Annotated in this window: 25 protein-coding genes and 1 pseudogene; 14 read left to right on the top strand and 12 right to left on the bottom strand. The window is 66.9% G+C overall.

Translation table 11 applies throughout. From position 1 onward, the window contains the following. Positions 1–127: 127 nt before the first annotated feature. Genes CFB43_RS30785 through fae form a run of 3 tightly spaced genes read right to left on the bottom strand, consistent with a single transcriptional unit; the run spans position 128 to position 3,228 of the window. Positions 128–1,579: an NAD-dependent succinate-semialdehyde dehydrogenase gene (locus tag CFB43_RS30785; RefSeq protein WP_089497855.1), complete on the bottom strand. Its 1,452-nt coding sequence runs from the start codon at positions 1,577–1,579 to the stop codon at positions 128–130. A 53-nt stretch (positions 1,580–1,632) separates the two neighbouring features. Then, positions 1,633–2,655, bottom strand: coding sequence for an aldo/keto reductase (locus CFB43_RS30780; protein ID WP_089497854.1), 1,023 nt, complete (start codon positions 2,653–2,655; stop codon positions 1,633–1,635). Positions 2,656–2,703: 48 nt separating this feature from the next. Continuing rightward, positions 2,704–3,228, bottom strand: coding sequence for a formaldehyde-activating enzyme (gene fae / locus CFB43_RS30775; RefSeq protein ID WP_011356415.1), 525 nt, complete (start codon positions 3,226–3,228; stop codon positions 2,704–2,706). A gap of 325 nt (positions 3,229–3,553) precedes the next feature. Here fae and CFB43_RS30770 point away from each other — a divergent pair, with 325 nt between their 5' ends. From CFB43_RS30770 to CFB43_RS30760, 3 genes are all read left to right on the top strand, one after another. Next, a complete protein-coding gene (locus tag CFB43_RS30770) occupies positions 3,554–4,474 on the top strand; it encodes a LysR family transcriptional regulator (protein WP_089443484.1) in 921 nt (306 codons plus the stop codon). Positions 4,475–4,712: 238 nt separating this feature from the next. Next, entirely contained in the window at positions 4,713–5,063 is a 351-nt protein-coding gene (locus CFB43_RS30765; RefSeq protein WP_089497853.1) for a hypothetical protein, read from the top strand. Between the two features lie 141 nt (positions 5,064–5,204). Continuing rightward, positions 5,205–5,765 (top strand): hypothetical protein, encoded by a 561-nt coding sequence (locus CFB43_RS30760; protein ID WP_089497852.1) that lies wholly within the window; start codon positions 5,205–5,207, stop codon positions 5,763–5,765. On the opposite strand, the gene CFB43_RS30755 is transcribed toward CFB43_RS30760, so the two are convergent. Beyond that, a complete protein-coding gene (locus CFB43_RS30755) occupies positions 5,766–6,641 on the bottom strand; it encodes a LysR family transcriptional regulator (RefSeq protein WP_089428468.1) in 876 nt (291 codons plus the stop codon). 161 nt (positions 6,642–6,802) lie between these two features. Here CFB43_RS30755 and CFB43_RS30750 point away from each other — a divergent pair, with 161 nt between their 5' ends. Continuing rightward, on the top strand, positions 6,803–8,122 hold the full coding sequence (locus tag CFB43_RS30750) for a DUF3422 family protein (RefSeq protein ID WP_089497851.1): 1,320 nt from the start codon (positions 6,803–6,805) through the stop codon (positions 8,120–8,122). Between the two features lie 34 nt (positions 8,123–8,156). Next, a complete protein-coding gene (locus CFB43_RS30745) occupies positions 8,157–8,360 on the top strand; it encodes a hypothetical protein (RefSeq protein ID WP_089498199.1) in 204 nt (67 codons plus the stop codon). A 105-nt stretch (positions 8,361–8,465) separates the two neighbouring features. Here CFB43_RS30745 and cynR read toward each other — a convergent pair whose 3' ends face one another. Further along, on the bottom strand, positions 8,466–9,395 hold the full coding sequence (gene cynR / locus CFB43_RS30740; RefSeq protein ID WP_089497850.1) for a transcriptional regulator CynR: 930 nt from the start codon (positions 9,393–9,395) through the stop codon (positions 8,466–8,468). A 113-nt stretch (positions 9,396–9,508) separates the two neighbouring features. Here cynR and CFB43_RS30735 point away from each other — a divergent pair, with 113 nt between their 5' ends. From CFB43_RS30735 to CFB43_RS30705, 7 genes are all read left to right on the top strand, one after another. Then, a complete protein-coding gene (locus CFB43_RS30735) occupies positions 9,509–10,168 on the top strand; it encodes a carbonic anhydrase (protein ID WP_089497849.1) in 660 nt (219 codons plus the stop codon). Positions 10,169–10,204: 36 nt separating this feature from the next. Further along, on the top strand, positions 10,205–10,675 hold the full coding sequence (cynS, locus tag CFB43_RS30730; RefSeq protein WP_089497848.1) for a cyanase: 471 nt from the start codon (positions 10,205–10,207) through the stop codon (positions 10,673–10,675). 107 nt (positions 10,676–10,782) lie between these two features. Beyond that, positions 10,783–11,250, top strand: coding sequence for a nucleoside deaminase (locus tag CFB43_RS30725; RefSeq protein ID WP_089443473.1), 468 nt, complete (start codon positions 10,783–10,785; stop codon positions 11,248–11,250). A 524-nt stretch (positions 11,251–11,774) separates the two neighbouring features. Further along, positions 11,775–12,875 (top strand): ABC transporter ATP-binding protein, encoded by a 1,101-nt coding sequence (locus CFB43_RS30720; RefSeq protein WP_226273003.1) that lies wholly within the window; start codon positions 11,775–11,777, stop codon positions 12,873–12,875. A 10-nt stretch (positions 12,876–12,885) separates the two neighbouring features. Next, positions 12,886–13,872, top strand: a complete 987-nt coding sequence (locus tag CFB43_RS30715; RefSeq protein WP_089495778.1) for an ABC transporter permease subunit — start codon at positions 12,886–12,888, stop codon at positions 13,870–13,872. Beyond that, a complete protein-coding gene (locus CFB43_RS30710) occupies positions 13,869–14,708 on the top strand; it encodes an ABC transporter permease subunit (protein ID WP_089473679.1) in 840 nt (279 codons plus the stop codon). The genes CFB43_RS30715 and CFB43_RS30710 overlap by 4 nt, the downstream gene beginning before the upstream one ends. 172 nt (positions 14,709–14,880) lie before the next feature. Further along, positions 14,881–15,315, top strand: coding sequence for a GNAT family N-acetyltransferase (locus CFB43_RS30705; RefSeq protein WP_089497846.1), 435 nt, complete (start codon positions 14,881–14,883; stop codon positions 15,313–15,315). Between the two features lie 224 nt (positions 15,316–15,539). On the opposite strand, the gene CFB43_RS30700 is transcribed toward CFB43_RS30705, so the two are convergent. The 3 genes from CFB43_RS30700 to CFB43_RS39010 form a co-directional block, all read right to left on the bottom strand. Beyond that, complete coding sequence (locus CFB43_RS30700) at positions 15,540–16,823, bottom strand: cystathionine gamma-synthase family protein (RefSeq protein WP_089497845.1); 1,284 nt, start codon at positions 16,821–16,823, stop codon at positions 15,540–15,542. A 146-nt stretch (positions 16,824–16,969) separates the two neighbouring features. Next, a complete protein-coding gene (locus tag CFB43_RS30695) occupies positions 16,970–17,860 on the bottom strand; it encodes a LysR family transcriptional regulator (RefSeq protein WP_089428458.1) in 891 nt (296 codons plus the stop codon). Positions 17,861–17,876: 16 nt separating this feature from the next. After that, positions 17,877–17,999 (bottom strand): hypothetical protein, encoded by a 123-nt coding sequence (locus tag CFB43_RS39010; protein ID WP_256990138.1) that lies wholly within the window; start codon positions 17,997–17,999, stop codon positions 17,877–17,879. Between CFB43_RS39010 and tam the strand changes: the two genes are divergently transcribed. Next, a complete protein-coding gene (tam, locus tag CFB43_RS30690) occupies positions 17,998–18,783 on the top strand; it encodes a trans-aconitate 2-methyltransferase (protein ID WP_089497844.1) in 786 nt (261 codons plus the stop codon). The two genes, CFB43_RS39010 and tam, sit on opposite strands and share 2 nt — an antisense overlap. Before the next feature lie 40 nt (positions 18,784–18,823). Here tam and CFB43_RS30685 read toward each other — a convergent pair whose 3' ends face one another. Then, entirely contained in the window at positions 18,824–19,414 is a 591-nt protein-coding gene (locus CFB43_RS30685; RefSeq protein ID WP_089497843.1) for a GNAT family N-acetyltransferase, read from the bottom strand. 379 nt (positions 19,415–19,793) lie between these two features. On the opposite strand from CFB43_RS30685, the pseudogene CFB43_RS30680 reads away from it, so the two are divergent. Further along, positions 19,794–20,057: pseudogene (locus tag CFB43_RS30680) on the top strand (porin); the annotation flags it as partial. A 137-nt stretch (positions 20,058–20,194) separates the two neighbouring features. On the opposite strand, the gene CFB43_RS30675 reads toward CFB43_RS30680, so the two are convergent. The 3 genes from CFB43_RS30675 to CFB43_RS30665 all read right to left on the bottom strand — a co-directional run bounded on the left by CFB43_RS30675 (position 20,195) and on the right by CFB43_RS30665 (position 23,677). Continuing rightward, positions 20,195–22,645, bottom strand: a complete 2,451-nt coding sequence (locus tag CFB43_RS30675; RefSeq protein ID WP_089497842.1) for a phosphocholine-specific phospholipase C — start codon at positions 22,643–22,645, stop codon at positions 20,195–20,197. 44 nt (positions 22,646–22,689) lie between these two features. Continuing rightward, the gene (locus CFB43_RS39005) at positions 22,690–22,827 is read right to left on the bottom strand and encodes a hypothetical protein (protein ID WP_226205318.1); all 138 of its coding nucleotides are present in this window, start codon (positions 22,825–22,827) and stop codon (positions 22,690–22,692) included. Between the two features lie 169 nt (positions 22,828–22,996). Beyond that, a complete protein-coding gene (locus CFB43_RS30665; protein WP_089497840.1) occupies positions 22,997–23,677 on the bottom strand; it encodes an HAD family hydrolase in 681 nt (226 codons plus the stop codon). Between the last annotated feature and the right edge of the window lie 15 nt (positions 23,678–23,692).

The following is a 23,692-nucleotide window of genomic DNA, read 5'->3' as shown; positions in this document are numbered from 1 at the left end:
CTGCCTCCTGGATTGTTATCGGGCGCGCAGCAGCGCGCGCAGGCGGAGCGCCGCCGCGCGTGCCGTGCAGGGCGCCGCGCGGCCGGACGGCGCGCGGCGCGGGTCGACCGCGGGGAGCGGCCGGCGGTCAGCGGCCGAGGCCGGCCATCAGCGTGTACTTGAGTTCCACGTACTCGTCGAGGCCGTACTTCGAGCCTTCGCGGCCGAGCCCCGATTGCTTGACGCCGCCGAACGGCGCGACTTCGGTCGAGATGATCCCGTCGTTGACGCCGACCATCCCGCTCTCCAGCGCCCCCGACACGCGCCACGCACGGCCGAGGTCGCGCGTGTAGAAGTACGCGGACAACCCGAACGGCGTGTCGTTGGCCGCGGCCACCGCGTCTTCCTCGGTCGCGAAGCGGAAGCAGCCGGCGACGGGGCCGAAGGTTTCCTCTTCGGCGATCAGCATGTCGGCCGTCATGCCGGTCAGCACGGTCGGCTCGTAGAACGTGCCGCCGAGCGCATGGCGCTTGCCGCCGGTGAGCGCGTGCGCGCCCTTCGCGGTGGCGTCGGCCACGTGCCGCTCGACCTTGCCGAGCGCCGCCTCGTTGATCAGCGGCCCCTGGTCGACTTCACTCGCGAGCGCGTTGCCGACACGCAGCTTGCGCACGGCATCCGCGAGCTTGTGCGTGAACGCGTCGTACACGCCGTCCTGCACGAGAAAGCGGTTCACGCACACGCAGGTCTGGCCCGTGTTGCGGAACTTCGACGCGATCGCGCCTTCGACCGCCGCATCGAGATCGGCATCGTCGAACACGATGAACGGCGCGTTGCCGCCGAGTTCGAGCGACAGCTTCTTCAGCGTGTCGGCCGACTGCTTCGCGAGCAGCTTGCCGACCCGTGTCGAACCCGTGAACGACAGCTTGCGCACGACGGACGAACTCGTCAGCGTCTCGCCGATCGCGACCGCATCGCCCGACACCACGTTGAACACGCCGGCCGGCACGCCCGCGCGCTCGGCGAGCACCGCGAGCGCGAACGCCGACAGCGGTGTTTCCTCGGACGGCTTCAGCACCATCGTGCAGCCGGCCGCGAGCGCGGGGCCGGCCTTGCGCGTGATCATCGCCAGCGGGAAATTCCACGGCGTGATCGCCGCGACGACACCGACCGGCTCGCGCGTGACGACGATCTGCGCATTCGGTTTCGGGCTCGGGATCACGTCGCCGTACATGCGCTTCGCTTCTTCCGCGAACCATTCGAGAAAGCTCGCCGCATACGCGACTTCGCCACGCGCTTCCGCGAGCGGCTTGCCTTGTTCGCGCGTCAGCAGCTCGGCGAGCGCGTCGCGGTTGTCGAGCATCAGCTCGCCCCAGCGCTTCACGCGGGCGCCGCGCTCCTTTGCGGTCAATGCGCGCCAGGCGGGAAATGCGTGTGCTGCCGCATCGATTGCGCGTTGCGTGTCGTCGGCGCCGCCTTTCGCGACCTTCGCGATCGTCTCGCCGGTCGCCGGGTTCAGCACCGGATAGGTTGCATCGCTCGCGCCATGCGATTCGTGCCATTCACCGCCGATGAAATGGCCGGTCCTCAGAAATTCGTTCATTGTGTATCGTTCCTTCAGTGCCTCGGAGCTTCGTGCATCAGTGCATCAGTGCTTCAGTCCGTCGCGAAGCTGCCCTGCGCCGGACGCGATTCGCGCGCGATGCGCTTGCCGGCCGTGTAGTCGTTGATCAGGTCGCACGGCGTGTAGTTGCGTTCCAGCTCGTGCAGCTCTTCGTCGGTGAGCTGCGTTTCGAGCGCGCCGAGCGCGCTGTCGAACTGCGCGACGGAATCCGCGCCGACCAGCATGCTCGCGATGCCGGGGCGGCTCAGCACCCATGCCTGCGCGATCTGCGCGGGCGGCACGCCGCGGTGCTTCGCGACCTTCGCGACCGATGCCGCGATCGCGAGCGACGACGCGTCGCCGTACATCTGCGCGGTGAAGAAGTCGGTCTGGTTGCGCGTCGATTGCGGCTCGCAGGTGAGCAGGCCGCGCGCGAGCGGGCTGAACACCGATACGCCGACGCCCTGATCGATGCAGTACGGCACCATCTCGCGCTCTTCCTCGCGATACGCGAGGTTCAGCTGCAGCTGCATGTTGATCGGCTTGTCCCAGCCGTTTCGTTCGCAGGCCTGCATGATCTTCGCGAACTGCCACGTGTACATCGTCGACACGCCGATATAGCGCGCCTTGCCTGCACGCACGATGTCGTGCAGCGTGCTCATCGTTTCCTCGACGGGCGTGTTCACGTCGAAGAAGTGCAGCATGAAGATGTCGACGTAATCCATCCCGAGGCGCTTCAGCGAGCCGTCGATACCGTCGAGCACGTGCTTGCGCGAATGGCCGCCCGCGTTCGGATAGCTGCCCATGTCGTAGCCGACCTTGGTCGTCACGACGAGCTCTTCGCGGCGCGCGTTGCGCTTCAGGATGCGGCCGACCACTTCCTCGCCGACGCCCGTCGAATAGAAATCCGCGAGATCGATGAAGTTCACGCCGGCGTCGAGCGCGCGGCGCACGATCGGCTCGCTCTGCGCTTCGTCGAAGATCCAGGGTTTCCATTCGGGGGTGCCCATGTTCATCGTGCCGAGACACAGGCGGGACACCTTCAGGCCGGACTGGCCGAGGCGGACGTATTCCATGTTTCCTCCAGATGCGGCCGTCCGTCGCGCGTCGGCCGCTTGTCGTCGTCAGTTTTTCTTCGGGGTGTAGAACGGGTTCGACACGTCGCGGGCGGCGGCGAACACCGCGTCGCGATGCGGCAGCCCTTCCATCGCGGCGACGATCGCGTTGCGGCACGCGCGGTAGTTGTTCTCGAATACGGCGTCGAGATCGTCGGTCTGCGGGTTCACCCAGTTCGCCGACACGACGACCCAGTCGTTCTCCGCTTCGGGCGGCAGCGTGCCGTTCTCGAGCGCTTCGGCCACGGCCTTCGCGATGCCGGCCTGCGACGCGCCCCACGTGGCATTGCCGTGGAAATCGCTGGCGATCTGCGCCTTGTTCACGTACAGCGTGAGCGGCTTGGTCGGCACGCCCGGCTGCGCGATCACGACGAACGGCGCATGGCCGGCCGACGGCGTCGCGAGCGCGGTGGCGAACGCCTGGCCCGCCGGGCCGTTGCGCGGGCCGACCAGCACGTTGATGTGTGCGAGGTTGACGCCGGGGCCTTCGAAGCCTTCGCCGATGTAAAGCTGCCTGGGTTGGGATGCGGTCATTGCGGTGTCTCGTCGATGAGGTGGGGGTGAGGCGATTGTGGTGGGCCGTGAGGCGGCCGGTGAATCGATGTTTTCTGATCGGGCCATGAGTTTTCGTCGTCTCCGGGAAAGCCCTGAAGCCGGCCCGCGCATGCCCGCCGGGCGGCCCTCGGCCGTGGTCGTGACGGCGGGCGGGGCGGGATCGGCGGGTGGGCATGCGCGTACCGGCTCCGGGTTTGTCATACCCGGGCAGGGGTTGGAGGGCCGAGCGCATCCGGACAACAATCGGCGTACTCCGAGCCGTATCTTTCGTCTTCCCTACTTTTTTCGAAAGCGAGTAATTTCGATGGCTGCCATTCAAAAGCCCGATTGGTCGAAGCTCAGTTCGCTCGATCCGGAACTGATCCGGGCATTCGTCGCGGTCGTCGAAAGCGGTGGTTTCACCGCGGCGGCCCGGCAACTGCATCGCACGCAGTCGACGATCAGCCTGCGCATCCGCACGCTCGAGGAACGGCTCGACACGCACCTGTTCATGCGCAACAGCCGGCGGCTCGAGCTGTCGCGCGACGGCGAGAATTTCCTGATCCATGCGCGCCGGATCATCCAGGTGCAGAACGACGCGATCCTCGCGCTGAAGCAGGCGAGCAGCGACCGCGGCGTCGTGCGCTTCGGGCTGCCCGAGGACTACGCGGAGCTGTGGCTGCCCGACCTGCTGAAGTCGTTCTATGCGATGCGGCCGGGCGCGCGCCTGCACGTGCATTGCCGGATGTCGCTCGAACTGCTCGACCGGCTGCAGGCCGGCGAGCTCGACGTGGCGCTCGTCGTGCGGCACGGGCCCGGCGCGGGCGGGCGCGTGCTCGGCCGGCACGACGTCGTGTGGGCCGCGCACCGCGATTTCGCGCTCGACCGCCATGCGTCGGTGCCGCTCGCGCTGTTCCCGGAAACGTGCTGCTACCGGCAGCGCGGGCTGCAGGCGCTCGCGACGGCCGACCGGTCGTTTCATGTCGTCTACACGAGCCAGAGCCCGACCGGCATCAAGATCGCGGTGAACCACGGCGCGGCCGTGACGATGATCGACCGCTGCACGCTGCCCGAGAACTGGCGCGTGCTCGACGAGGCGGACGGCTTTCCGTCGCTGCCGGCGGCCGACCTCGAACTGCATCGCTCGCCGGGCATCTGCGATCCGCTGACCGACGATCTGGTGTCGCTGATCGAATCGATGGTCGACGAGCGGCGGCGCGCGTCGCTCGAGGCGTTTGCCGCGTAACGGGAGCAACGCCAAGGCGACCGCGGCGCAGGTGAAGTCGACGCGCGCCGCGGCGCGTGACCACGGGGCGCGGACGACGGCGCACCGCCGGCCGCCGGTCACCGGTCATCGCCCGGTGATGTGATGTGTCCCCCCATGCCGTTTTTTGCATCGGCGGCACGTTTTTTTGCACGACGTTTATGTCGTCTCTTCTAAGCTGGGGACGTGTCGAACAGCCGAGACGGCTTCCGTCCGCTCCATGACCTTCATTCGTCCCGTTCCAGCCTTCCACGTCGCCGGCCGCCCGTTACGCGCCGGCGCACCCGACAACGTCATTCCGTTCCCGCCGCCGCGCCCGCGCCTGCAGTTGCCCGTCACGCTGACGGCCGCCTCCGGCGAAGCCGCGCACGCCCGCCTCGCGGCGCTGCTGCATTCCCCGCTCGGCGTGTACGTCGTCAGCGCGCGCGCCGTGCGCGACGTGGTTCACGTGCACTTCGACATCGCGCCGGAAGACCTGGATTTCACGCTGCACATGCTGATCTCGCAGCAGGCCGATGCGGTGATCGGGCCGGTCGCCCGCCGCTTGCGCCTCGGGCCGAACGCGCGGTAAGTCGAGGAACGGTTGTTGCTCGTTCCTGAATGGTTTGTCCGATCCGCCGCCCGAGTGCCGGTCGCTGTGCCGTCCGCCCGCAGGCGGCGGACAGGCGCGCGACACAGCATGCGCGGCGCCGATCCTGAATACGGAGGGGTCATGGGCCTCATGGAAGCAGTACCTGTCGCGCGGCCGGAAAGCCGTCGCGTAAGGACGGCGTCGCTGCCGTCGGGCCAGCAGCTCGCGCGTCAGCTCGTGACGACGGTGCGCGTGGCCGAAGTGCTGCTGCACCAGGCGATCGTCCTGCCCGACCGGCATCAGTGGTCGGTCGACACCGAACGGGTCGACGCGGCCGGCGGGCCGCTCGCGGCGTGGGAAACCTGCGTGACCTGGCGGATCGGCAAAGTGTTCGCGTCGACGGTCAGCCCGGCCGCGCGCGTCAACGATCGCGACCAGGTCGCGGTCGAGATCCGGCTCTATTTGCCCGAACAGGACTATGTGGCCGGGCGGCGCGTGAGCACCTTCGGTCTCCGCCACGGCAACGCGTTCGGCGCGACGCTGTCGGTCGCGTCGGGCGCGCAGTGGGGCTGGCAACGCAAGGAGCACGTCGCGCCGGAACACCGGCACGTGCGCGGCGAGACGCTCGAGGCGCTCGTCGATACGGTCGCCGCGAACGTCAACGCGGCGCTGGGCGCGGCCGGGTTCGGCGCGACGCGCTGATCAGGCTTCGCCGGTCTGCCCGGTCTGCCGCTGCAGGTCTTCCATCAGCTGTTCCGCGAGAAAGTCGCACGGCGGCCGCTTCGATTTCGTGCTGCGCGCGAGGATCAGCTCGAGCGGCGGCAGGTCGGGCAGCCCGTGCGAGCGGCCGAGCATCGACAGCTGCGCGGGAATCGCGCAGCGCGCGAGCGGCGCGACGGCCAGGCCGGCCTCGACCATGCTGAGCAGCCCGAGCAGGCTCGGGCTTTCATAGGAGGTGCGGTACGGCACCTTCGCGCGCTCCAGGCTTCGGATCGCGTTCTCGCGCGCGACGCTGCCCGGCATGAACACCGCAATCGGCAGCGGCCGCTCTTCCCACACGCGCGGCCCGTTCGTCATCGCGGCCCACGCCATCGGCTCGTGGCGGATGAAGTCGCCGGACAGCCCCTTGATGCGCGTGCCGCACACGAGATCGACGGTGCCGTCCTTGATCAGCGGCGCGAGCGCGCTGCTCGGCAGCCCCATCACCTGGATCTCGACCTTCGGGTAGGTCGCCGAGAATTTCTTCAGGACCGACGGCAGCAGCGACGACGCATAGTCGTCCGGCACGCCGATCACGACCTTGCCGGTCACTTCCGGCCGTACCACGGCCGCCCAGGCCTCGTCGCGCAGCGCCAGCATTCGTCTGGCGAATCCCAGCAGCACCTCGCCTTCGCGCGTCAGCACGATGCTGCGCGGCTTGCGCACGAACAGCGGCCGCCCGATCGCGTCTTCCAGGCTCTTGATCTGCATGCTCACGGCCGACTGCGAGCGGTTCACGGCCTCGGCGGCGCGGGTCATGTTGCCGGTTTCCGCGACGGCGACGACGGTGGCCAGCACGTCGTGATCGAGCATCTTCATAGGTATAAGGAAAACTGAACGTAACGATCAGCATTATGCGTTTTTATTGTTGCTGTGTGTCTGCCATAGTGCGATCACGCTGACGTTTCACCCGAGGGTGGCGCGGCGTTCGGGCCGGCCGAGCCGGCGTGCAGCACTGAACAGGAAAGCGTGGTGTCTCGATGATGGACCATCCGTTGCGCGCCGCACTGGCCGCGGAATTGCATGCCCGGCCGTTCCTGCGGCTCGCCGAAGCCGTGTCGCTCACGCATTACGCGATCTACGCGGACGGCCAGCCCGACATCCACGAAACGCTGCTGCACGCGCTGTGCCGCGACACCGGCATCGCCGCGCCGCACGAAGGCGCGACGCACTACGCGGTGCAGTCGCCGAGAGGCTGGCACCTGAAGTGGGAGCGTCACACCGAATTCTCGACCTTCACGTTCGTCGCGCCGCGTCGCGACACCGGCTATTTCGACGATCTCGCGATCGAAGGCATTCCGGCCGCGTGGTTCGCGCGGCTGGCCGGCATCCGCTTCGTCGCGGTGCGCATGGAGCTGCTGTCGGGCGACGCCGCGCGGCGCGTGTGCGGCGACCTGCGCCGCTGGATCGACGGCCCCGCGCTCGTCGGCAGCAACGTGCTCGGCGGCGGCAAGGTGTTCTGCGACTGGCACGTGCGCGACGACGGCTTCATGCGCTTTCTCGTGGTCGACGAGGATTTTCGCGAAGAGCAGGGCGGCCGGCTGCTGCAGCGCCTGTATGAAATCGAAACCTACCGGATGATGGCGCTGCTCGCGCTGCCCGTCGCGCGCCGGATGAGCCGCGAGCTCGACGAGATCCACGCGGCGCTGCACGCATTGATGCAGCGGATGGACGCGAGCGGCGCGGACGGCGACGACACGGCGCTGCTCGTCAAGCTCACGCATCTCGCGGTGCGGGTCGAATCGCTGTCGGGATCGGGCGCACGTTTCAGCGCCTCGCGGGCGTACGAAAAGCTCGTGCTGGCGCGCATCCACGAGCTGCGCGAGGAGCGCATCGAAGGGATGCCGACGATCGCCGAATTCATGGAGCGCCGCTTCGCGCCGGCGATGGAAACCTGCCGCAGCGTATGGGCGCGCCACGAGCAGATCGCCGCGCGGATCGCGCGGGCGGTCGACCTGCTGCGCACGCGCGTGAACCTTGCGCAGGAGAAGGACGTGACGCGCCTGCTGGCGGGCATGGAGCGCACCGCGCGCAATCAGCTTCACTTGCAGCACGCCGTCGAAGGGCTGTCAGTGGCGGCCATTTCGTACTACGTGCTGTCGCTCGCGACGGCGGCGTTCAAGGCGCTGCACGTGATGAACCTGCCGGTCGATCCCGAGCTGGCGGAAGGCCTGCTGATCGCGCCGGTCGTGTTCGCGGTGATTCACATCACGCGGCGCACGCGCGCGCAGCTGGCGCGATCGGAGGCCGCGCATGACGGCGCGCCGGTGCATGCGGCGGCGTTGAAGCAGGCTGGTTAGACCATCTAAAACACAATCAATGAAAGGAATGGAGATGACTTTTTCGCAGACACAAGCGGGCTTTTACAGTGGTTTCGATGCCGCGTTCGACGAACCGGCATTGGATGAGCCGGGCGCGCCGGACGAGCCGCGCGTGACGTCGTATCAAGCCGTGCTGCAGGAGCCGATGACGTCGCTCGTCGGGAATACGATCGATCGGCCGGACGTCGCGGCGGTGGCGATTCTCGGGTACAACTGACGCGCGGTCGCTTCGCGTCGGTTCAACGTAACGCGGGCGTTTCGTTCGAGTGAAGCGTCGAATGCCCGCGCGCCGGCTTTTCCCGCCGTTCAGCATGACGGGCATTCAGCCGGACATCCGTTTGCGCGCCGCACGCGCGATGCTTTCCCCATTCGATTTCCCTGTCCCCTGCGCCAGCGCCAGTTCGACGAACGCGCGCGCGGCCGCGCTCCGGTACGCCCCCTTGCGCTGCAGCAGCACGGCCGTGCGCCGCAGGACGGCCGGATCGAGCGCGACGGCAGCGAGATCGTCGTGCCCGGTCGCGATCGTCGCCGGCAGCAACGTCGCGAGATTCGTGCGGCGCACGATCTCGATCACCGCCCCCAGTGAATTTGCCTCCATCAACACGCGCGGCCGCACGTCGTGCTCGCGGAAATAGCGGTCGATCTGCACGCGTGTCGCGAACTCGGCCGTGAGCAGCACGAGCGGCGCATCGTGCAGCGCGCGCAGGCCGGCCTTGCGTTTCCCGGCGAACGCATGCGCGCGGTTCACGACGAGCGCGAGCGTTTCGACCAGCAGCGTTTGCGCGTCGATATCCGCCGTCTGCACGTCCTCGAACGCGATGCCGACATCGAGCTCGTCGTCGGCGAGCAGCGCCTCGATGCGTTCCTGCGACATCTCGCGCACCGACAGCGACACATCCGGGTAGCGGCCGTGAAACGCCTCGACGAGCGGCCCGACGAGATAGCTCGTGAAAGTTGGCGTGACCGCGATCCGCAGCGAGCCGCGGCTCAGGTCCTGCACGTCGTGAATCGCGCGCCGACCTTCCGCGAGATCGTGCAGCGCCTGACGCGCATAGCGGAAATACACGTCGCCGGCGTCGGTCAGCCGCGTCACGCGCCCGGTGCGGTCGAACAGCTGCGCGCCGAGCGTCTCCTCGAGCTGGCGGATCTGCTGGGACAGCGCGGGCTGCGACACATGCAGCGCGGCGGCCGCGCGCGTGAAGCTGCGGTGCTCGGCGACGGCGAGGAAGTAGTGGATATGGCGCAGCAGCATGGTGGTTCCTATAAGTCCTGCTTATCGGGAAGATCATAAATCAGTCTTTTACGTTATTGGAAGTCCGGCGTAACCTGCCCTTCATCGATTCCACTTGCACCGGAGAACACACGATGAAGGACATCATCGAAGGCTTCCTGAAGTTCCAGCGCGACGCCTATCCGGAACGCGCCGCGCTGTTCCGCGATCTCGCGCGCAGCCAGAACCCGCGGGCGCTGTTCATCTCGTGCTCGGACAGCCGGCTCGTGCCCGAACTCGTCACTCAGCGCGAACCGGGCGACCTGTTCGTGATCCGCAATGCCGGCAACATCGTGCCGTCATACGGCCCCGAGCCGGGCGGCGTATCGGCGTCGGTCGAATACGCGGTGGCCGCGCTGCGCGTGACCGACGTCGTGATCTGCGGCCATTCCGATTGCGGCGCGATGACCGCGATCGCCACCTGCCAGTGCATGGATCACATGCCGGCCGTCGGCCACTGGCTGCGCTACGCCGATTCGGCGCGCGTCGTGAACGAGGCGCGCGCGCATCGCAGCGAACGCGAGCGGATCGACTCGATGGTGCGCGAGAACGTCGTCGCGCAGCTCGCGAACCTGAAGACGCACCCTGCCGTGCGGCTCGCGCTCGAAGAAGGGCGTCTCGCGCTGCACGGCTGGGTCTACGACATCGAATCGGGCTGCATCGACGCCTACGACGGCGCGACCGGCCGGTTCGTCTCCCTGGCGGACCACCCCGAGGTCCGCGCCACGCCCGCGACGCTTGCCGTCGCGGCCTGAATCCGGATTGCTCCCACCCCACCACGAGGAATTGCCATGATCCAGTCCCAGCACAGCCAGACCGCCCGCCACGCGCTTGCCGAAACCATCGTGCTCGCGAAGGCGCGCAAGAACCTGTCGTTCGCGCAGCTCACCGAAGGCACGGGCCTGAGCGAAGCGTTCGTGACGGCCGCGCTGCTCGGCCAGCACGCGCTGCCGGCGCACGCCGCACGCAGCGTGGCCGACAAGCTCGGCCTCGACGACGACGCGGTGTTGCTGCTGCAGATGATCCCGCTGCGCGGCAGCATCGACGATCGCGTGCCGACCGACCCGACCATTTACCGGTTCTACGAAATGCTGCAGGTGTACGGCACGACGCTGAAGGCGCTGGTCCACGAGAAGTTCGGCGACGGCATCATCAGCGCGATCAATTTCCGGCTCGACGTGAAGAAGGTCGACGATCCCGAAGGCGGGTCGCGCGCGGTGATCACGCTCGACGGCAAGTACCTGCCGACCAAGCCGTTCTGATGCCGGCGCGGCGCCGCGGCCGCGGTGCCGCGCAGGTTCCTGCCCGACGTGCGTGGGCCGCCGGCCGGCGCACGTTCCCGCCACTCCGTTTCAACGAGGACGCAGCCATGGATTTTGTGAAGCGCACGATCGACCTTGCGATGAAGAACGTGGAAGAGGGCGGCCGCCCGTTCGCGACGGTGATCGTCCGCGACGGCGAGATCGTCGCGGAAAGCCCGAACCTCGTCGCGCAAACCAGCGACCCGACCGCGCACGCCGAGATCCTCGCGGTGCGCGATGCGTGCCGCAAGCTCGGCACCGAGCACCTGAGCGACTGCGAGATCTACATTCTCGCGAGCCCGTGCCCGATGTGTCTCGGCTCGTTGTACTACTGCAGCCCCAAACGCGTGATCTACATCACGACGCGCGAGGACTACGCGCCGTTCTACCGCGACGACCGCAAGTATTTCGAGCTCGACACGTTCTACGCCGAATATGCGAAGCCGATCGACGAGCGCCGGTTGCCGATGGTGCAGCAGAAGCACGGCGACGCGATCAACGTCTACCGGCGCTGGAAGGAACTGAACGCGAAGTGATGTAACCCGCGCGGCGCACCGGCCGCGCGTGGCGGCCGCCCGGCTGCTCGTTTTCCCCACCCTCCGTTTCACCCGGCGGCGCCCGTGCCGCCGGGCACCCGCGCTGCCGCACGGGGCCGGCTCGTGCCCCCGTTTTCCCGCCTCGCCAAACATCGATCCCGTTCAATGTCCGGAACCGTAATCCGCGATCCAAAAGCTTTTTGACGGGTTTAAAAATTCGCACTGGAGACGACAGAAACGTGCGGAAAGCCCGATGAAAACCGATGAAATCTTCATGACAGCCAACGCGACGCGTCCGGTCGGTCGCGACTGACAGCCGCCGATCGTCGTGCGCTCCGCCTCCCCCTGTTTCATTGCGCCATTCGTTGCGGACGAGGAATCGCTCGATCCCTCCCCGCCAGCACCGCGCGACCGGCCGGCCGGTTGCGCCTGACGCCTGAGATTCGCTTACCTGCCTAACATGGACCATCATGAAACGGGATTCATTCAGTACACCTGATGCGCTGCATCGCCCGGCGACGGACATGCTCAAGCCGAACGACGCCTTCGTCCGCATCGAAAACGTCGTGAAGAAATTCGGCGACAGCACCGCCGTCGACAACGTGAACCTGACGATCGCGAAGAACGAGCTGTTCGCGCTGCTCGGCAGCTCGGGCTGCGGCAAGTCGACGTTGCTGCGCATGCTCGCCGGGCTCGAGACGGCCACCTCCGGCAAGATCTTCGTCGACGGCGAGGACCTCGCGTCGCTGCCGCCGTACCGTCGCCCGGTGAACATGATGTTCCAGTCGTACGCGCTGTTCCCGCACATGACGGTCGAATCGAACGTCGCGTTCGGCCTGAAGCAGGAAGGCACGCCGAAGCACGAGATCAAGGAGCGCGTGGCCGATGCGCTCGCGCTCGTGCAGATGAGCAAGTACGCGCAGCGCAAGCCGCACCAGCTCTCCGGCGGCCAGCAGCAACGCGTCGCGCTGGCCCGCTCGCTGGTCAAGCGCCCGAAGCTGTTGCTGCTCGACGAGCCGATGTCCGCGCTCGACAAGAAGATCCGCCAGAAGACCCAGCTCGAACTCGTGAACATCATCGAGAAGGTCGACGTGACCTGCGTGATGGTCACGCACGACCAGGAAGAGGCGATGACGATGGCCAGCCGCCTCGCGGTGATGAGCGAAGGCAAGATCGTGCAGATCGGCGCGCCGGGCGAAGTGTACGAGTTTCCGAACAGCCGCTTCTCGGCCGAATTCATCGGCTCGACCAACCTGTTCGAAGGGCGCGTGGTCGAGGACGAGCCCGATCACATCTTCGTTGAAAGCGACGACCTCGAAGCCCGCATGTACGTGAGCCACGGCATCACCGGCCCGCTCGGGATGCCGGTCGGCATCTCGGTGCGCCCGGAACGCATTCACGTGTCGCGCGAGAAGCCGGGCTCGAAACACAACTGGGCGCGCGGCGTCGTGACCGACATCGCGTACATGGGCAGCTACTCGCTGTACCACGTGCGCCTGCCGAGCGGCAAGACGGTGGTGTCGAACCTGTCGAGCTCGCACCTGATGAACGACAACGCACCGGCGTGGAACGACGACGTGTTCGTGTCGTGGTCGCCGGCCAGCGGCGTCGTGCTGACGCAGTGAGGACGCCACGATGAGAACCTCCGCCTCCAATCCGTCCGCGCCGGTGCCGACCGGCGCCGCGAGCACTGGTGCCGCCCGCGCCCGCCCGGGCCGCCTTGCCGCGCTGTCGCGCTTCCTGCCGTCGGGCCGCAGCGTCGCGATCGGCGTGCCGTTCGTGTGGCTGGCCGTGTTCTTCGCGCTGCCGTTCGTGCTGGTGCTGAAGATCAGCTTCGCCGACCAGGTGATGGGCATTCCGCCGTACACGTCGCTCGTCGAGATCAAGGACGGCATCGTGCACTTCGCGCTGCAGCTGTCGCACTACGCGTTCCTGCTGCAGGACGACCTGTATATCGCGACCTACCTCAGCTCGCTGAAGATGGCCGCTGTCTCGACGGTGCTGTGCCTGCTGATCGGTTACCCGATGGCGTACTACATCGCGCGCTCGGAACCGAACCGCCGCAACGTGCTGATGATGGCCGTGATGCTGCCGTTCTGGACGTCGTTCCTGATCCGCGTGTACGCATGGATCGGCATCCTGAAGGACGACGGCCTCCTGAACCACACGCTGATCGCGCTCGGCATCATCCACACGCCGCTGCGGCTCTATCACAGCGACGCGGGCGTCTACATCGGGATGGTCTATTCGTACCTGCCGTTCATGGTGATGCCGCTGTACGCGCACCTCGTGAAGATGGACCTCACGTTGCTCGAAGCCGCGTACGACCTCGGCGCCAAGCCGTGGGTCGCGTTCACGCGCATCACGCTGCCGCTGTCGAAGAACGGGATCATCGCCGGCAGCCTGCTGGTGTTCATCCCGGCGGTGGGCGAGTACGTGATTCCGGAGCTGCTCGGCGGCGCCGACACGCTGATGATCGGCCGCGTGATGTGGGATGAATTCTTCAACAACATGGACTGGCCGATGGCGTCCGCGGTGACGGTCGCGATGGTGTTGCTGCTGCTGGTGCCGATGGCGCTGTTCCAGTACTACCAGGTCAAGGAACTGGAGGACGCGAAATGATCAAGCCGAGCAAACCGCTGTCGACGGGCGTCCTCGCCTTCGGCTTCCTGTTCCTGTACATCCCGATCATCAGCCTGGTCGTGTACTCGTTCAACGAGTCGAAGCTGGTGACGGTGTGGTCGGGCTTCTCGCTGAAGTGGTACTCGGCGCTGCTGGACGACGACGAGCTGCTGAGCGCCGCGTGGCTGTCGCTGAAGATCGGCTTGCTGACGGCCACCGCATCGGTCGTGATCGGCACGTGGGCGGGCTTCGTGCTCGCGCGCTTCGGCCGCTTCAAGGGCTTCACGCTCTATACGGGGATGATCAACGCGCCGCTGGTGATCCCGGAAGTGATCCAGGGCATCTCGCTGCTGTTGCTGTTCGTTGCGCTGGAGCAGATGTTCGGCTGGCCGAAGGGGCGCGGGATGGTGACGATCTGGATCGGTCACGTGATGCTGTGCGTGTCGTACGTGGCGATCATCGTGCAGTCGCGCGTGAAGGAGATGAACAAGTCGCTGGAAGAGGCCGCGCTGGATCTCGGCGCGACGCCGCTGAAGGTGTTCTTCGTGGTGACGCTGCCGCTGATCTCGCAGGCGCTGCTGTCGGGTTGGCTGCTGTCGTTCACGCTGTCGATCGACGACCTGGTGCTGTCGGCGTTCCTGTCCGGGCCGGGCTCGACGACGCTGCCGCTGGTGGTGTTCTCGCGCGTGCGGCTGGGGCTGAACCCGGAGATGAACGCGCTGGCGACGCTGTTCATCACGGCGGTGACGATCGGTGTGATCGTCGTGAACCGGATGATGATCGCGCGTGAGCGGCGCCGTATCGCCGACATGAAGGCGGCGTTCGCGGTGGCGTGAGGGCAGGCGTGGGGCACGGGCATGAACGCGGCCGGCCACGTGATGCGTCACGACGGGTGACGAAGGCGGCGGGTGAGCCGGCACGGCATGCCCGCCGCCGCGCTATAGTCGTACGATTCCCGCCCGGGATGTTGCATGCCCGGCGGACTCTCTCTTCGACCGAACCCGCCCCATGACAACGCAACCCGACGTTTCCATCCGGCTCACCGACACCGAACAGCCGGCCGCACACGACTTCATCAGCCGCAAGCTCGGCGAATTCAATCACGCGATGACGGGGCGCGCCGACGCGGCCACGCTCGACGTGTACGTCACCGATCCCGCGACCGGCGAGATCATCGGCGGCCTGACCGGGCGCACGTCGCTCGGCCTCTTCTTCATCGACCTGTTCTACCTGCCCGAATCGCTGCGCGGCGGCGGCTTCGGCAGCCGGCTGCTGCGCGAGGCCGAAGCGGAAGCGAAACGACGGGGATGCGCGCGTGCGGTGCTCTACACGATCTCGTTCCAGGCACCGGATTTCTACCGGAAGCAGGGCTACGAAGCGTTCGGCGAAGTGCCGTGCGAGCCGGAAGGCGCGTCGCGCGTGTTCATGATGAAGGTGCTTTGAACCGGCTCGGCCGCCTCTCGTCGCGCGGTCGGATCTTCGTGGCGATCACCTTCGGCACGTAGCAGTGGTGAGCGACCGGATCGACGAACAGGCCTCTGAAGGACCCTTCGCCCATCTCGTCGGATCTGAACGTCAGCATCCCTGCTCAGCAGGCGTTACCGATTGCCGGCCACGCGAGTCGGCGCCGCCCCGTGCAAACCGACACGGGGCGCATGCCACGCACTTCAGCAATGCTCCAGCGCGTACGACAGGTCGGCGATCAGGTCGTCCGGATGTTCGAGCCCGACCGACACGCGAATCAACCCTTCCGACACCCCCGCCGCCGCACGTGCGTCGGCCGGCACGCCCGAATGCGTGGTCGACGCCGGATGGCAGATCAGCGACTCCGTGCCGCCGAGACTGACCGCCGACTTGAAGAGCGTCAGGTGGTTGATGAACCGGAACGCCTGCTCACGGCCGCCGTCGAGGACGAACGCGAACGTGGAACCCGGCCCGCTGCACTGGCGCTGATAGACGGCCTGGTAAGCCGGATCGTCGATGAGTTCCGGGTGCAGCACGCGCACCGGCCGATGCGGATTGTCGGCGAGCCAGCGGGCGACGGCGCTGCCGCTGCGGGCGGCCTGCTGCATGCGCAGCACGAGCGTTTCCATCGAGCGCGTGATCATCCACGACGAATGCGGGTCGAGCTGCGAGCCGAGCGTGCTGCGGACCGAGCGGATCTTCGTGATCAGCGCGCGAGCGCCCGTGACGCCGCCGGCGACGAGGTCGCTATGCCCGCCGATGTATTTCGTCAGCGAGTACACGCTCAGGTCGATGCCCTGTCGCGACGGCTTCTGGTAAAGCGGGCCGAGCAGCGTGTTGTCGCAGACCGACAGCGGGCGATAGCCGTGGCGTGCCTCGAACGCGTCGATCTCGCTGCGCAGCCCTTCGAGGTCGAACAGCGCGTTGGTCGGGTTCGCGGGCGTCTCGATGTAGCACATCCGCACGGTGCCCTTTTGCGCGGCCGCTTCGAGCGCGGCGCGAATCGCGTCGGTGGACAGCCCGTCGGCGATCACTTCGGAGCGGATGCCCCACTCGGGCAGGAACTTCGAGATCAGCGTTTCGGTGCCGCCGTACAGCGGCACGGACTGGACGACGCAGTCGCCCGGCCGCAGGAAGGTCAGCAGGATCGCGGCGATGGCCGACATGCCGCTCGACGTCACGACGGCCGCTTCGGAATCGTCGAGCAGGGCGAGGCGATCCTCGACGATCTCCAGGTTCGGGTGATTGAAACGGCTGTAGACGAGGCCCGCGCCTTCACCTTCGGGTGAAGGCTTGCGCCCGGCCACGACGTCGAAGAATTCGGCGCCGTCCTCGGCCGTGCGGAACGCGAATGTCGACGTGAGGAACACGGGCGGCTTCACCGATCCTTCCGACAGGAACGGATCGTAGCCGTACGACATCATCTGGGTTTCGGGATGAAGTTCCCGGTCTGCAATCTTGCGCTTGTGGTAATTGCGATAGGCCATGCAGTGCTCCTTGCAGGGGTGGTGAGGAACGGCCGTTGCAGCGGTTGCATGACGCACGCGGCGCCGGGTAGGCACCGGCCGTTGCGACCGCGTGTGGCGATACTACCCTGAAGGCGCTGCTTCGTGACGCACCCCTGACACAGTCGTCAGGGTGTCGCCTGTTCGACGATCATGTCGTACAGCGCACGGGCGGCCGGCGACAGTTGCGCACGCTTGCGCGTGACGAGCACGAGCGTGCGCGACACCGCCGGCTCGACGAGCTCGATCGTGCGGATCATCGGATACGCGTTCTTCTGGATCGCGAGCTTCGGCACCACGGCCGCGCCGAGCCCCTCCGCGACGAGCCCGAGCGCCGTCGAGCTGCGCTGCACTTCGTAGAACGAATGCAGCGACACGCCGCTCGTCTTCAGCGCGCCGTCGAGCAGCCCGCGATTGCCGCTCACTTCACCGGCGAAGATCAGCGGATGCGGCTGCAATGCCGCCCAGCGAATGCGCCGCCGCTTCGCGAGCGGATGATCGTCGCGGCACACCAGCACATACGGATCGCTCGTCAGCGGCACGTTGACCAGTTCGGGATGCTGATCGCCCGCGATGCCGATGCCGAACTCGGCCTCGCGATGCAGCACGGCCTGCAGCACCGACGCCGACGCATGATCGAGGATCTTCACGCGATCGTGCGGCCGGTGCGCGGAGAACGCGCGCAGGATGCGTGGCAGGTATTGCACGCCGACCGTCGGCACGCACGCGATCGTGACGTCGCCGCGCTGGCTCAGGCCGGTTTCGCGAATTTCGGTGAGCGCATCGGACAGTTCGTTCAGTAGCCGGCGCGCTTGCGGCAGGAAGCGCCGGCCGATTTCGGTGAGCGTGGTGCGGCGCGTGGTGCGCTCGACGAGCGCGACGCCGAGGAAGGTTTCGAGCTTGCGCAGCCGCTGCGTGATGGCTGTCTGCGTGACGTGCAGCGTGTCGGCCGCCTGCCGGAAGCTGCCGCCGTCGGCGATGGCGACGAAGGCCTGGACACCGAGCGTATCGATTTTCATCAGAGATTTGAATCAATCACGAAATTAAATTCATTTTACTGAACTCGGTGACGATCGCAGAATGCGGTGCATCGACGGCCACCGGCATCCCGTTCGCATCGAATGCCACGCCGACCACGCCGACCAGGAGAAACGACATGACGACCCCACTCGATCGATACGCGGCCCAGTACGTGCAATTCGAGGACGAACGCACGCGGCCGATCCGCGACCTGCTGGCCGCCGTGCCGAACACGCCGATCCATACCGCGATCGACATCGGCTGCGGGCCCGGCAATTCGACCGAGGCGCTGATCGCCCGTGCGCCGGACGCAACGGTCCATGGGATCGATGCATCGGCGGACATGATCGACGCGGCGCGCACGCGCCTGCCGGGCCTGCGTTTCGATGTCGTGGATATCTCCACCTGGGACGATCCGGGCGGCTACGACCTGATTCTCGCGAATGCGGTGCTGCAATGGGTGCCCGCGCACGACACGCTGTTTCCGGCACTCGTCGGCCGGCTCGCATCGGGCGGCCATCTTGCGGTGCAGATGCCCGACAACCTCGACGAACCCGCGCACCGGCTGATGCGCGAGGTCGCCACGGCCGGGCCGTGGGCGGACAAGCTGAAGGGCGCGGCGCGCACCGAGCGGTTCGATGCGCGCCACTACCACGCGCTGCTGTCGCCGCTGTGCTCGCGGGTGGACGTGTGGCGCACGACTTACTACCACCCGCTGCGCGGCGGTGCCGACGCGGTCGTGGAGTGGTTCAAGGGCAGCGCGCTGCGGCCGTTCCTCGCGGCGCTCGACGACGGCGAGCGCGCGGCGTTTCTCGCGCAGTATCGCGATGCGCTCGCCGGCCCGGGCGGCTATCCGGCGCTCGCCGACGGCACCGTGCTGCTGCCGTTCCCGCGCCTGTTCATCGTCGCGACGCGGAAGTAAGGCGGCAATGATTCGGCCATGACGCGCGGGCGGCCGTGCGTCAGCGCACCGGCCGCACCGATTCGGGGTCGACCGTGCGGATGCGTGCGGTCTGCCCGTCGCGCAGGTCCTTGTACCAGAACAGCGCCACTTCGCCGTCGTTCTCGTCGTCCGCGTACAGCAGACGATCGTGTCCGCCCAGCACGAAGCCTGAGCGAGCATACGTGCTGCACGCGGCGACGTTGTTCGACTGCGTTTCCAGCCGCATGAAGCCGAACCCGTGGCCGCGCGCCCACGACTCGGCGGTCGCCAGCAGCAACTGCCCGATGCCTTGCCGCCGGTACTGGCGGTCGACGGCCAGCTCCGCGATCTCCGCCATCCCGTTCCAGCTCTGGCCGATGGCCACGAACCCGGCGAGCCGGCCGCCGGCCGTCGCACGAAAGAGCGCCGTCTTGCCGGTCGCTTCGTCCGCCCAGCCGGCCGGATCGAACCCGTAGTTCTTGCGGCGTGCAGGCAGCGCGCGGAGATCGAGCAAATCCTGATACGGCGCGTTCAATTCCCAGGCGATGTCGAACGAGAAGTCGCATCGGTCCAGTTCGTCGGCGGGCAGCCCGGTCGTCTGTTCGATGCTGATGTGCTCGGCTCGGTCCATGTGTCGGTGTCCTGTCTTCTGCGGGATGCGTGGTGGTGTCCGTGATGCGATTGTCGGCGCCATGATATGCGCCGCATCGAGTGTGTTCCTGCTTCGATTTTTTGTGCCCGCACCATCTACCGCGCGTGAGACCGGCACAGACCGGCTGAGTCCGTGCCGGTGGAACGCGGTCAAGCGACGAACCGGACGGCCGCGCAAACGTGTGCGGGGTTCGCGCGCCGGCAGGGGCGCTCGTTCAATCGCCTGATTATGCTGGATTTCCGCGGCGGCCCCGTGCTCGCATCGGTGCGATGACGGTCGTCGCGTGTCGTGTAATCGAACCGCGTGGCCGCCAGTCGCATCTGGATGAAAGACGACAGGACCCCAAACAATTGCTGACGGCAGTCTCGGCTATACGTTCTCGAAGCTCGACGGCCGCTTCGACGGTAGGTGGCACCAGGTCAATGCCGCGCTCGACTATGCGTTGTCGAAGCGCACGGACGTGTACGTGAGCGCGGCCTACCAGAAGGCGTCGGGCAGCAACACGATCAACGGCCGCGTGGTGCCGGTGCAGGCCGAGATCGGCTCGTCGAGGTCGTTCATCGGCAACGCGGGCGCGAACACGCAGTTCGTCACGCGGATCGGCCTGCGTCACAAGTTCTGACATCCGACACGGCCGTTCGGCGCGTTCCACGAGGATCGGCTCGTCTAGCGCGTGCCGCGTGGCTGGAAAAGCATTCGGGCGCGACGGGGTACGTCGCGCCCGAATGCGTGTCGGTCCGACACCGGCTGGCCGTACCGTCAGATGTTGATCGTGATGGGGCCGGCGAGCGGCGTGTAGCCGTCGTCGAACAGGAACCACGCATCGTACTGCCCCGGCGCCAGCGTGCTGTTCGCCGTGGACGAGAACAGAAGCGAGCCGCAGCTCTTCGGCAGGTACGCCCACGACTTGTAACTGCCCTTGGTCGGCTGCGCGCCATGCGCGAAGATGCCCACCCAGTTCTTCGGGCTGTGGCTCCACGGCGGTGCAACGTAGTCGAACCGCAGCGTGCCGTACGTCGAGCCCTGTGACGCGAGCGCCGCGACGAACTTCTTGCTGGTATTGCCGATCGCCGAATCCGTGAGCAGCGTGCCGGATTGCGTCTGCACGCAGCCGGCCACCCGGCGCAGGAAGTTCGGATCGTTCGCGTCGCGGATGCTGGCGTCGTACCAGCCGCCGTCGCCGTACCACGTGACCGCTTGGGTCGCGCCGGCGGCGACGGTGTACGACTGCCGCGTGTTCATCCCGTAGGCGTTGTCGGTGAGCTGGAACGTCGTCGCGCTGGTCCCCGCCGAATTGTCGAGCGTGATCTGCACGTTGCCGTTCGCCACGTCGTAGCACAGGCTGATTTCGGCAGTCGATCCCGTGTTGCCGGACGTACCGATGCTGCCGCGGAACGTCTGCAGGAAGCCGTTCGGGCCGTAGACCGAATAGTCGTAGCCGCCGCCGCTGTTCAGCGCGAGCGAATCCGACAGGTTCGTGCACTGGCTCGCGCCGGCCGCGATCGTGTAATGGCGGGGGATCGTGCTCGTGCCGTCGACCCACGCCTGCAGATGCACGCCCGCGGTGCCGGTGTTGGTCATCGTCAGCGCGAGCGCGCGGCCGGCGCGGTTGACCTTGCCTTGCACGAAGAACTCGTAGGGCAGGCGGCAGGCCGCGCTGCGACCGGCGGTCTGCGCCGGCACCGCGGTGGTGGTCGGGTACGGGATCGGAACGGCCGGGCCGTTCGGGTTCATGTTGCTCGCGGGCGGCTGGATCGCGGGAACCGCCTGGTCGGCGTTCGAGAAATCGAAGGCCGACGTCAGGTCGCCGCACACCGTGCGTCGCCACGGCGTGATGTTGGTTTCCTGCAGCCCGAAGCGCGCTTCCAGAAAGCGGATCACCGAGGTGTGATCGAACACCTGCGAGTTGACCTTGCCGCCCTTCGACCACGGCGAGATCACGAACATCGGCACGCGCGGGCCGAGCCCGATCGGCACGTCGCCGCTGGCCGAGCCGTCCGATGCGGCGCCGCTGCTCGCGACGAATTCGGCGGCCGTCGAGACCGTCGACTGCCCGGTGCCGGCAGCGGCGCTGGCCGGGACGGCCGGCGGCATGTGATCGAACAGGCCGTCGTTCTCGTCATACATGACGAGCAGCACCGTGCTGGCCCACACCGCCGGATTCGACGTCAGCGCATTGAGGACGTTGCTCACGTACCATTCGCCGCCGCTCGCGGCCCACGACGGATGTTCGCAGTACGCGTAAGGGGCGGCGATCCACGATACCTGCGGCAGCGTGCCGTTGGCGACGTCGGCCCGCAGCTGGCTGAAGAGGTTCGTGTCGTATTCCTTGCCGCCGCCTGACGGGTCGATCTGCGTGCCGTTGAGCGCCGGCGCGAGCGGATCGCTGGCGCCGAGGTTCTGGTACTGCTTGAAGTTCAGGATGACGTTGTCGCCGTAATTGCCGTTCCACCAGAGATCGCTTTTCGAGCCGTTGTATTCGCCGTAGCCATGGCCGGCATCCAGGCCGTTGCCCTTGTCCTGGTAGAACTTCCACGTCACGCCCGCCGTGTTCAGGCGCTCCGGCAGCGTGGTCCAGCCGGTGCCCGTCATCGTGTTGGTCGTGTACGGCGAATAGCCGGTGACGTTGCCGCAGCACCCGGTCCACAGATACAGGCGGTTCGGGTCCGTCGGGCCGAGCATCGAGCAGTGGTACGCGTCGCACACCGTGAACGCGCTCGCCAGCGCGTAGTAGAACGGAATGTCGTTCTGCGTGAAGTAGTACATCGTGCCGCTGGTCTTCGCGGCGGTCCAGTTGTCGTAGCGGCCGTTGTTCCAGGCGCTGTGCGTGGTGCCCCAGTCGTGAGGGAGGTCGCCGTAATAGGTGTCGCCGTTCGCCGTGCCGGAGGGCGAGGACGGGTTGAACGGGAACACGTAGGACAGCATCCAGGGCTGCCGCCACACCGGATAGCCGCTCGAAATCACGACCGGCCGCGGATCGCCGAAGCCTCGCGCACCACCCAGCGTGCCGAGGTAGTGGTCGAACGAGCGGTTTTCCTGCATCAGGATCACGACGTGCTTCACGTCCTGGATCGTGCCGGTCACGGTGGCAGCCGGAATGGCCTGCGCGCGGGCGATGCTTTCGGGCAGCATGCCCGTGATCGCGGTGGCGCCGGCGAGCTTCAGCGCATCGGCAATGAATTGACGTCGGGTTGTGGGTTTGTTTTGCATGATCGCTCTCTGTCTTGGATGGCTGGCCCGGGGGCCGGCGTCGGTCAGTGGCACGCGCTCGCGCAGTGCAGGACGGGCGTGGACGCCGAGCCCGGTGCGGCCGCGCGCGCGGCCGCCATGCTGGCTGACGTACCCGAATCGCCGTCGCCGCAAGCGGCCAGCGTGCACAGGAGTGCGATCATGAAAACGCCGCGCCAGTGCGGAAAGCGGCTTTCCGGCTGGCGCGAATTGACGACAGGCTTTCGATCCGATTCGAGTCGGATTCCTGAATGATCGAGACTATTGCTGCATGCTCCGTATTTCATTACCCCTCCAGACATGAAAAATGGACAGCAGAGGATATCGCCCGAATCAGAACAACTTCATGACAGGCCACCCGCGCGTGCCTGCCACGTGCAACAGTTTCGAGTCGGGATTGGTGGCGACCGGATGCGTGACGTAGTCCAGCAGCGGCACGTCGTTGATCGAATCGCTGTAGAAGTAGGTGCGTTCGAAATCGGATGGCGCGTAGCCAAGTGATGACAGCCACGCGGTGGTGCGCACGATCTTGCCTTCGCGGAAGCTCGGCACGCCCGTGCTGCGTCCGGTGAACGCGCCGTCCGGCGTGCCGTCGTCGGTATCGAGCTCGATGCCGAGCAGGTGCGCTATGCCGAATTCCGCCGCGATCGGCCGCGTGACGAACACGTTGGTCGCCGTCACGATGCAGCAGAGATCGCCGTTCTCGCGATGCCGGTCGACCAGCTCGCGCGCCTGCGGCGTGATCGCTGGACGGATCACTTCGTCCATGAACCGCGCATGCCAGCGCTCGAGCACCTTGCGCGGATAGCGGGTGAGCGGCGCGAGCGTCACGGCGAGATACGCGTCCATGTCGAGCGTGCCCGCCGCATAGTGACCGTAATGCTCGTCGATCAACGCCATGTGCGCGTCGTCTTCCCGCCAGCCGACCCGCGTGATGAAGCGGCTCCAGGCCTGATCGCTGTCGAGCGGCAGCAGCGTGTGGTCGAGGTCGAACAGCGCGAGATTCTTGTACATGGGTGATTCCTTGTG

It is taken from the genome of Burkholderia sp. AU15512 (assembly GCF_002223325.1).
Lineage (GTDB): Bacteria > Pseudomonadota > Gammaproteobacteria > Burkholderiales > Burkholderiaceae > Burkholderia.
This window is presented reverse-complemented; position numbering and strand designations above follow the sequence as displayed.

Excerpts from the sequence above, each read along its gene's own strand:
- CFB43_RS30745 (WP_089498199.1), top strand. The coding sequence starts at position 8,157 with ATGACTTTTTCGCAGACACAAGCGGGCTTTTACAGTGGTTTCGATGCC.
- cynS (WP_089497848.1), top strand. The coding sequence starts at position 10,205 with ATGATCCAGTCCCAGCACAGCCAGACCGCCCGCCACGCGCTTGCCGAA.
- tam (WP_089497844.1), top strand. The coding sequence starts at position 17,998 with ATGACGACCCCACTCGATCGATACGCGGCCCAGTACGTGCAATTCGAG.
- CFB43_RS39005 (WP_226205318.1), bottom strand. The coding sequence starts at position 22,827 with ATGATCGCACTCCTGTGCACGCTGGCCGCTTGCGGCGACGGCGATTCG.
- CFB43_RS30665 (WP_089497840.1), bottom strand. The coding sequence starts at position 23,677 with ATGTACAAGAATCTCGCGCTGTTCGACCTCGACCACACGCTGCTGCCG.
- CFB43_RS30710 (WP_089473679.1), top strand. The coding sequence starts at position 13,869 with ATGATCAAGCCGAGCAAACCGCTGTCGACGGGCGTCCTCGCCTTCGGC.
- CFB43_RS30765 (WP_089497853.1), top strand. The coding sequence starts at position 4,713 with ATGACCTTCATTCGTCCCGTTCCAGCCTTCCACGTCGCCGGCCGCCCG.
- CFB43_RS30735 (WP_089497849.1), top strand. The coding sequence starts at position 9,509 with ATGAAGGACATCATCGAAGGCTTCCTGAAGTTCCAGCGCGACGCCTAT.
- CFB43_RS30695 (WP_089428458.1), bottom strand. The coding sequence starts at position 17,860 with ATGAAAATCGATACGCTCGGTGTCCAGGCCTTCGTCGCCATCGCCGAC.
- CFB43_RS30705 (WP_089497846.1), top strand. The coding sequence starts at position 14,881 with ATGACAACGCAACCCGACGTTTCCATCCGGCTCACCGACACCGAACAG.
- CFB43_RS30770 (WP_089443484.1), top strand. The coding sequence starts at position 3,554 with ATGGCTGCCATTCAAAAGCCCGATTGGTCGAAGCTCAGTTCGCTCGAT.
- CFB43_RS30785 (WP_089497855.1), bottom strand. The coding sequence starts at position 1,579 with ATGAACGAATTTCTGAGGACCGGCCATTTCATCGGCGGTGAATGGCAC.
- CFB43_RS30780 (WP_089497854.1), bottom strand. The coding sequence starts at position 2,655 with ATGGAATACGTCCGCCTCGGCCAGTCCGGCCTGAAGGTGTCCCGCCTG.
- CFB43_RS30685 (WP_089497843.1), bottom strand. The coding sequence starts at position 19,414 with ATGGACCGAGCCGAGCACATCAGCATCGAACAGACGACCGGGCTGCCC.
- CFB43_RS30760 (WP_089497852.1), top strand. The coding sequence starts at position 5,205 with ATGGGCCTCATGGAAGCAGTACCTGTCGCGCGGCCGGAAAGCCGTCGC.
- CFB43_RS39010 (WP_256990138.1), bottom strand. The coding sequence starts at position 17,999 with ATGTCGTTTCTCCTGGTCGGCGTGGTCGGCGTGGCATTCGATGCGAAC.
- CFB43_RS30720 (WP_226273003.1), top strand. The coding sequence starts at position 11,775 with ATGCTCAAGCCGAACGACGCCTTCGTCCGCATCGAAAACGTCGTGAAG.
- CFB43_RS30725 (WP_089443473.1), top strand. The coding sequence starts at position 10,783 with ATGGATTTTGTGAAGCGCACGATCGACCTTGCGATGAAGAACGTGGAA.
- CFB43_RS30675 (WP_089497842.1), bottom strand. The coding sequence starts at position 22,645 with ATGCAAAACAAACCCACAACCCGACGTCAATTCATTGCCGATGCGCTG.
- CFB43_RS30750 (WP_089497851.1), top strand. The coding sequence starts at position 6,803 with ATGATGGACCATCCGTTGCGCGCCGCACTGGCCGCGGAATTGCATGCC.
- CFB43_RS30715 (WP_089495778.1), top strand. The coding sequence starts at position 12,886 with ATGAGAACCTCCGCCTCCAATCCGTCCGCGCCGGTGCCGACCGGCGCC.
- fae (WP_011356415.1), bottom strand. The coding sequence starts at position 3,228 with ATGACCGCATCCCAACCCAGGCAGCTTTACATCGGCGAAGGCTTCGAA.
- cynR (WP_089497850.1), bottom strand. The coding sequence starts at position 9,395 with ATGCTGCTGCGCCATATCCACTACTTCCTCGCCGTCGCCGAGCACCGC.
- CFB43_RS30700 (WP_089497845.1), bottom strand. The coding sequence starts at position 16,823 with ATGGCCTATCGCAATTACCACAAGCGCAAGATTGCAGACCGGGAACTT.
- CFB43_RS30755 (WP_089428468.1), bottom strand. The coding sequence starts at position 6,641 with ATGAAGATGCTCGATCACGACGTGCTGGCCACCGTCGTCGCCGTCGCG.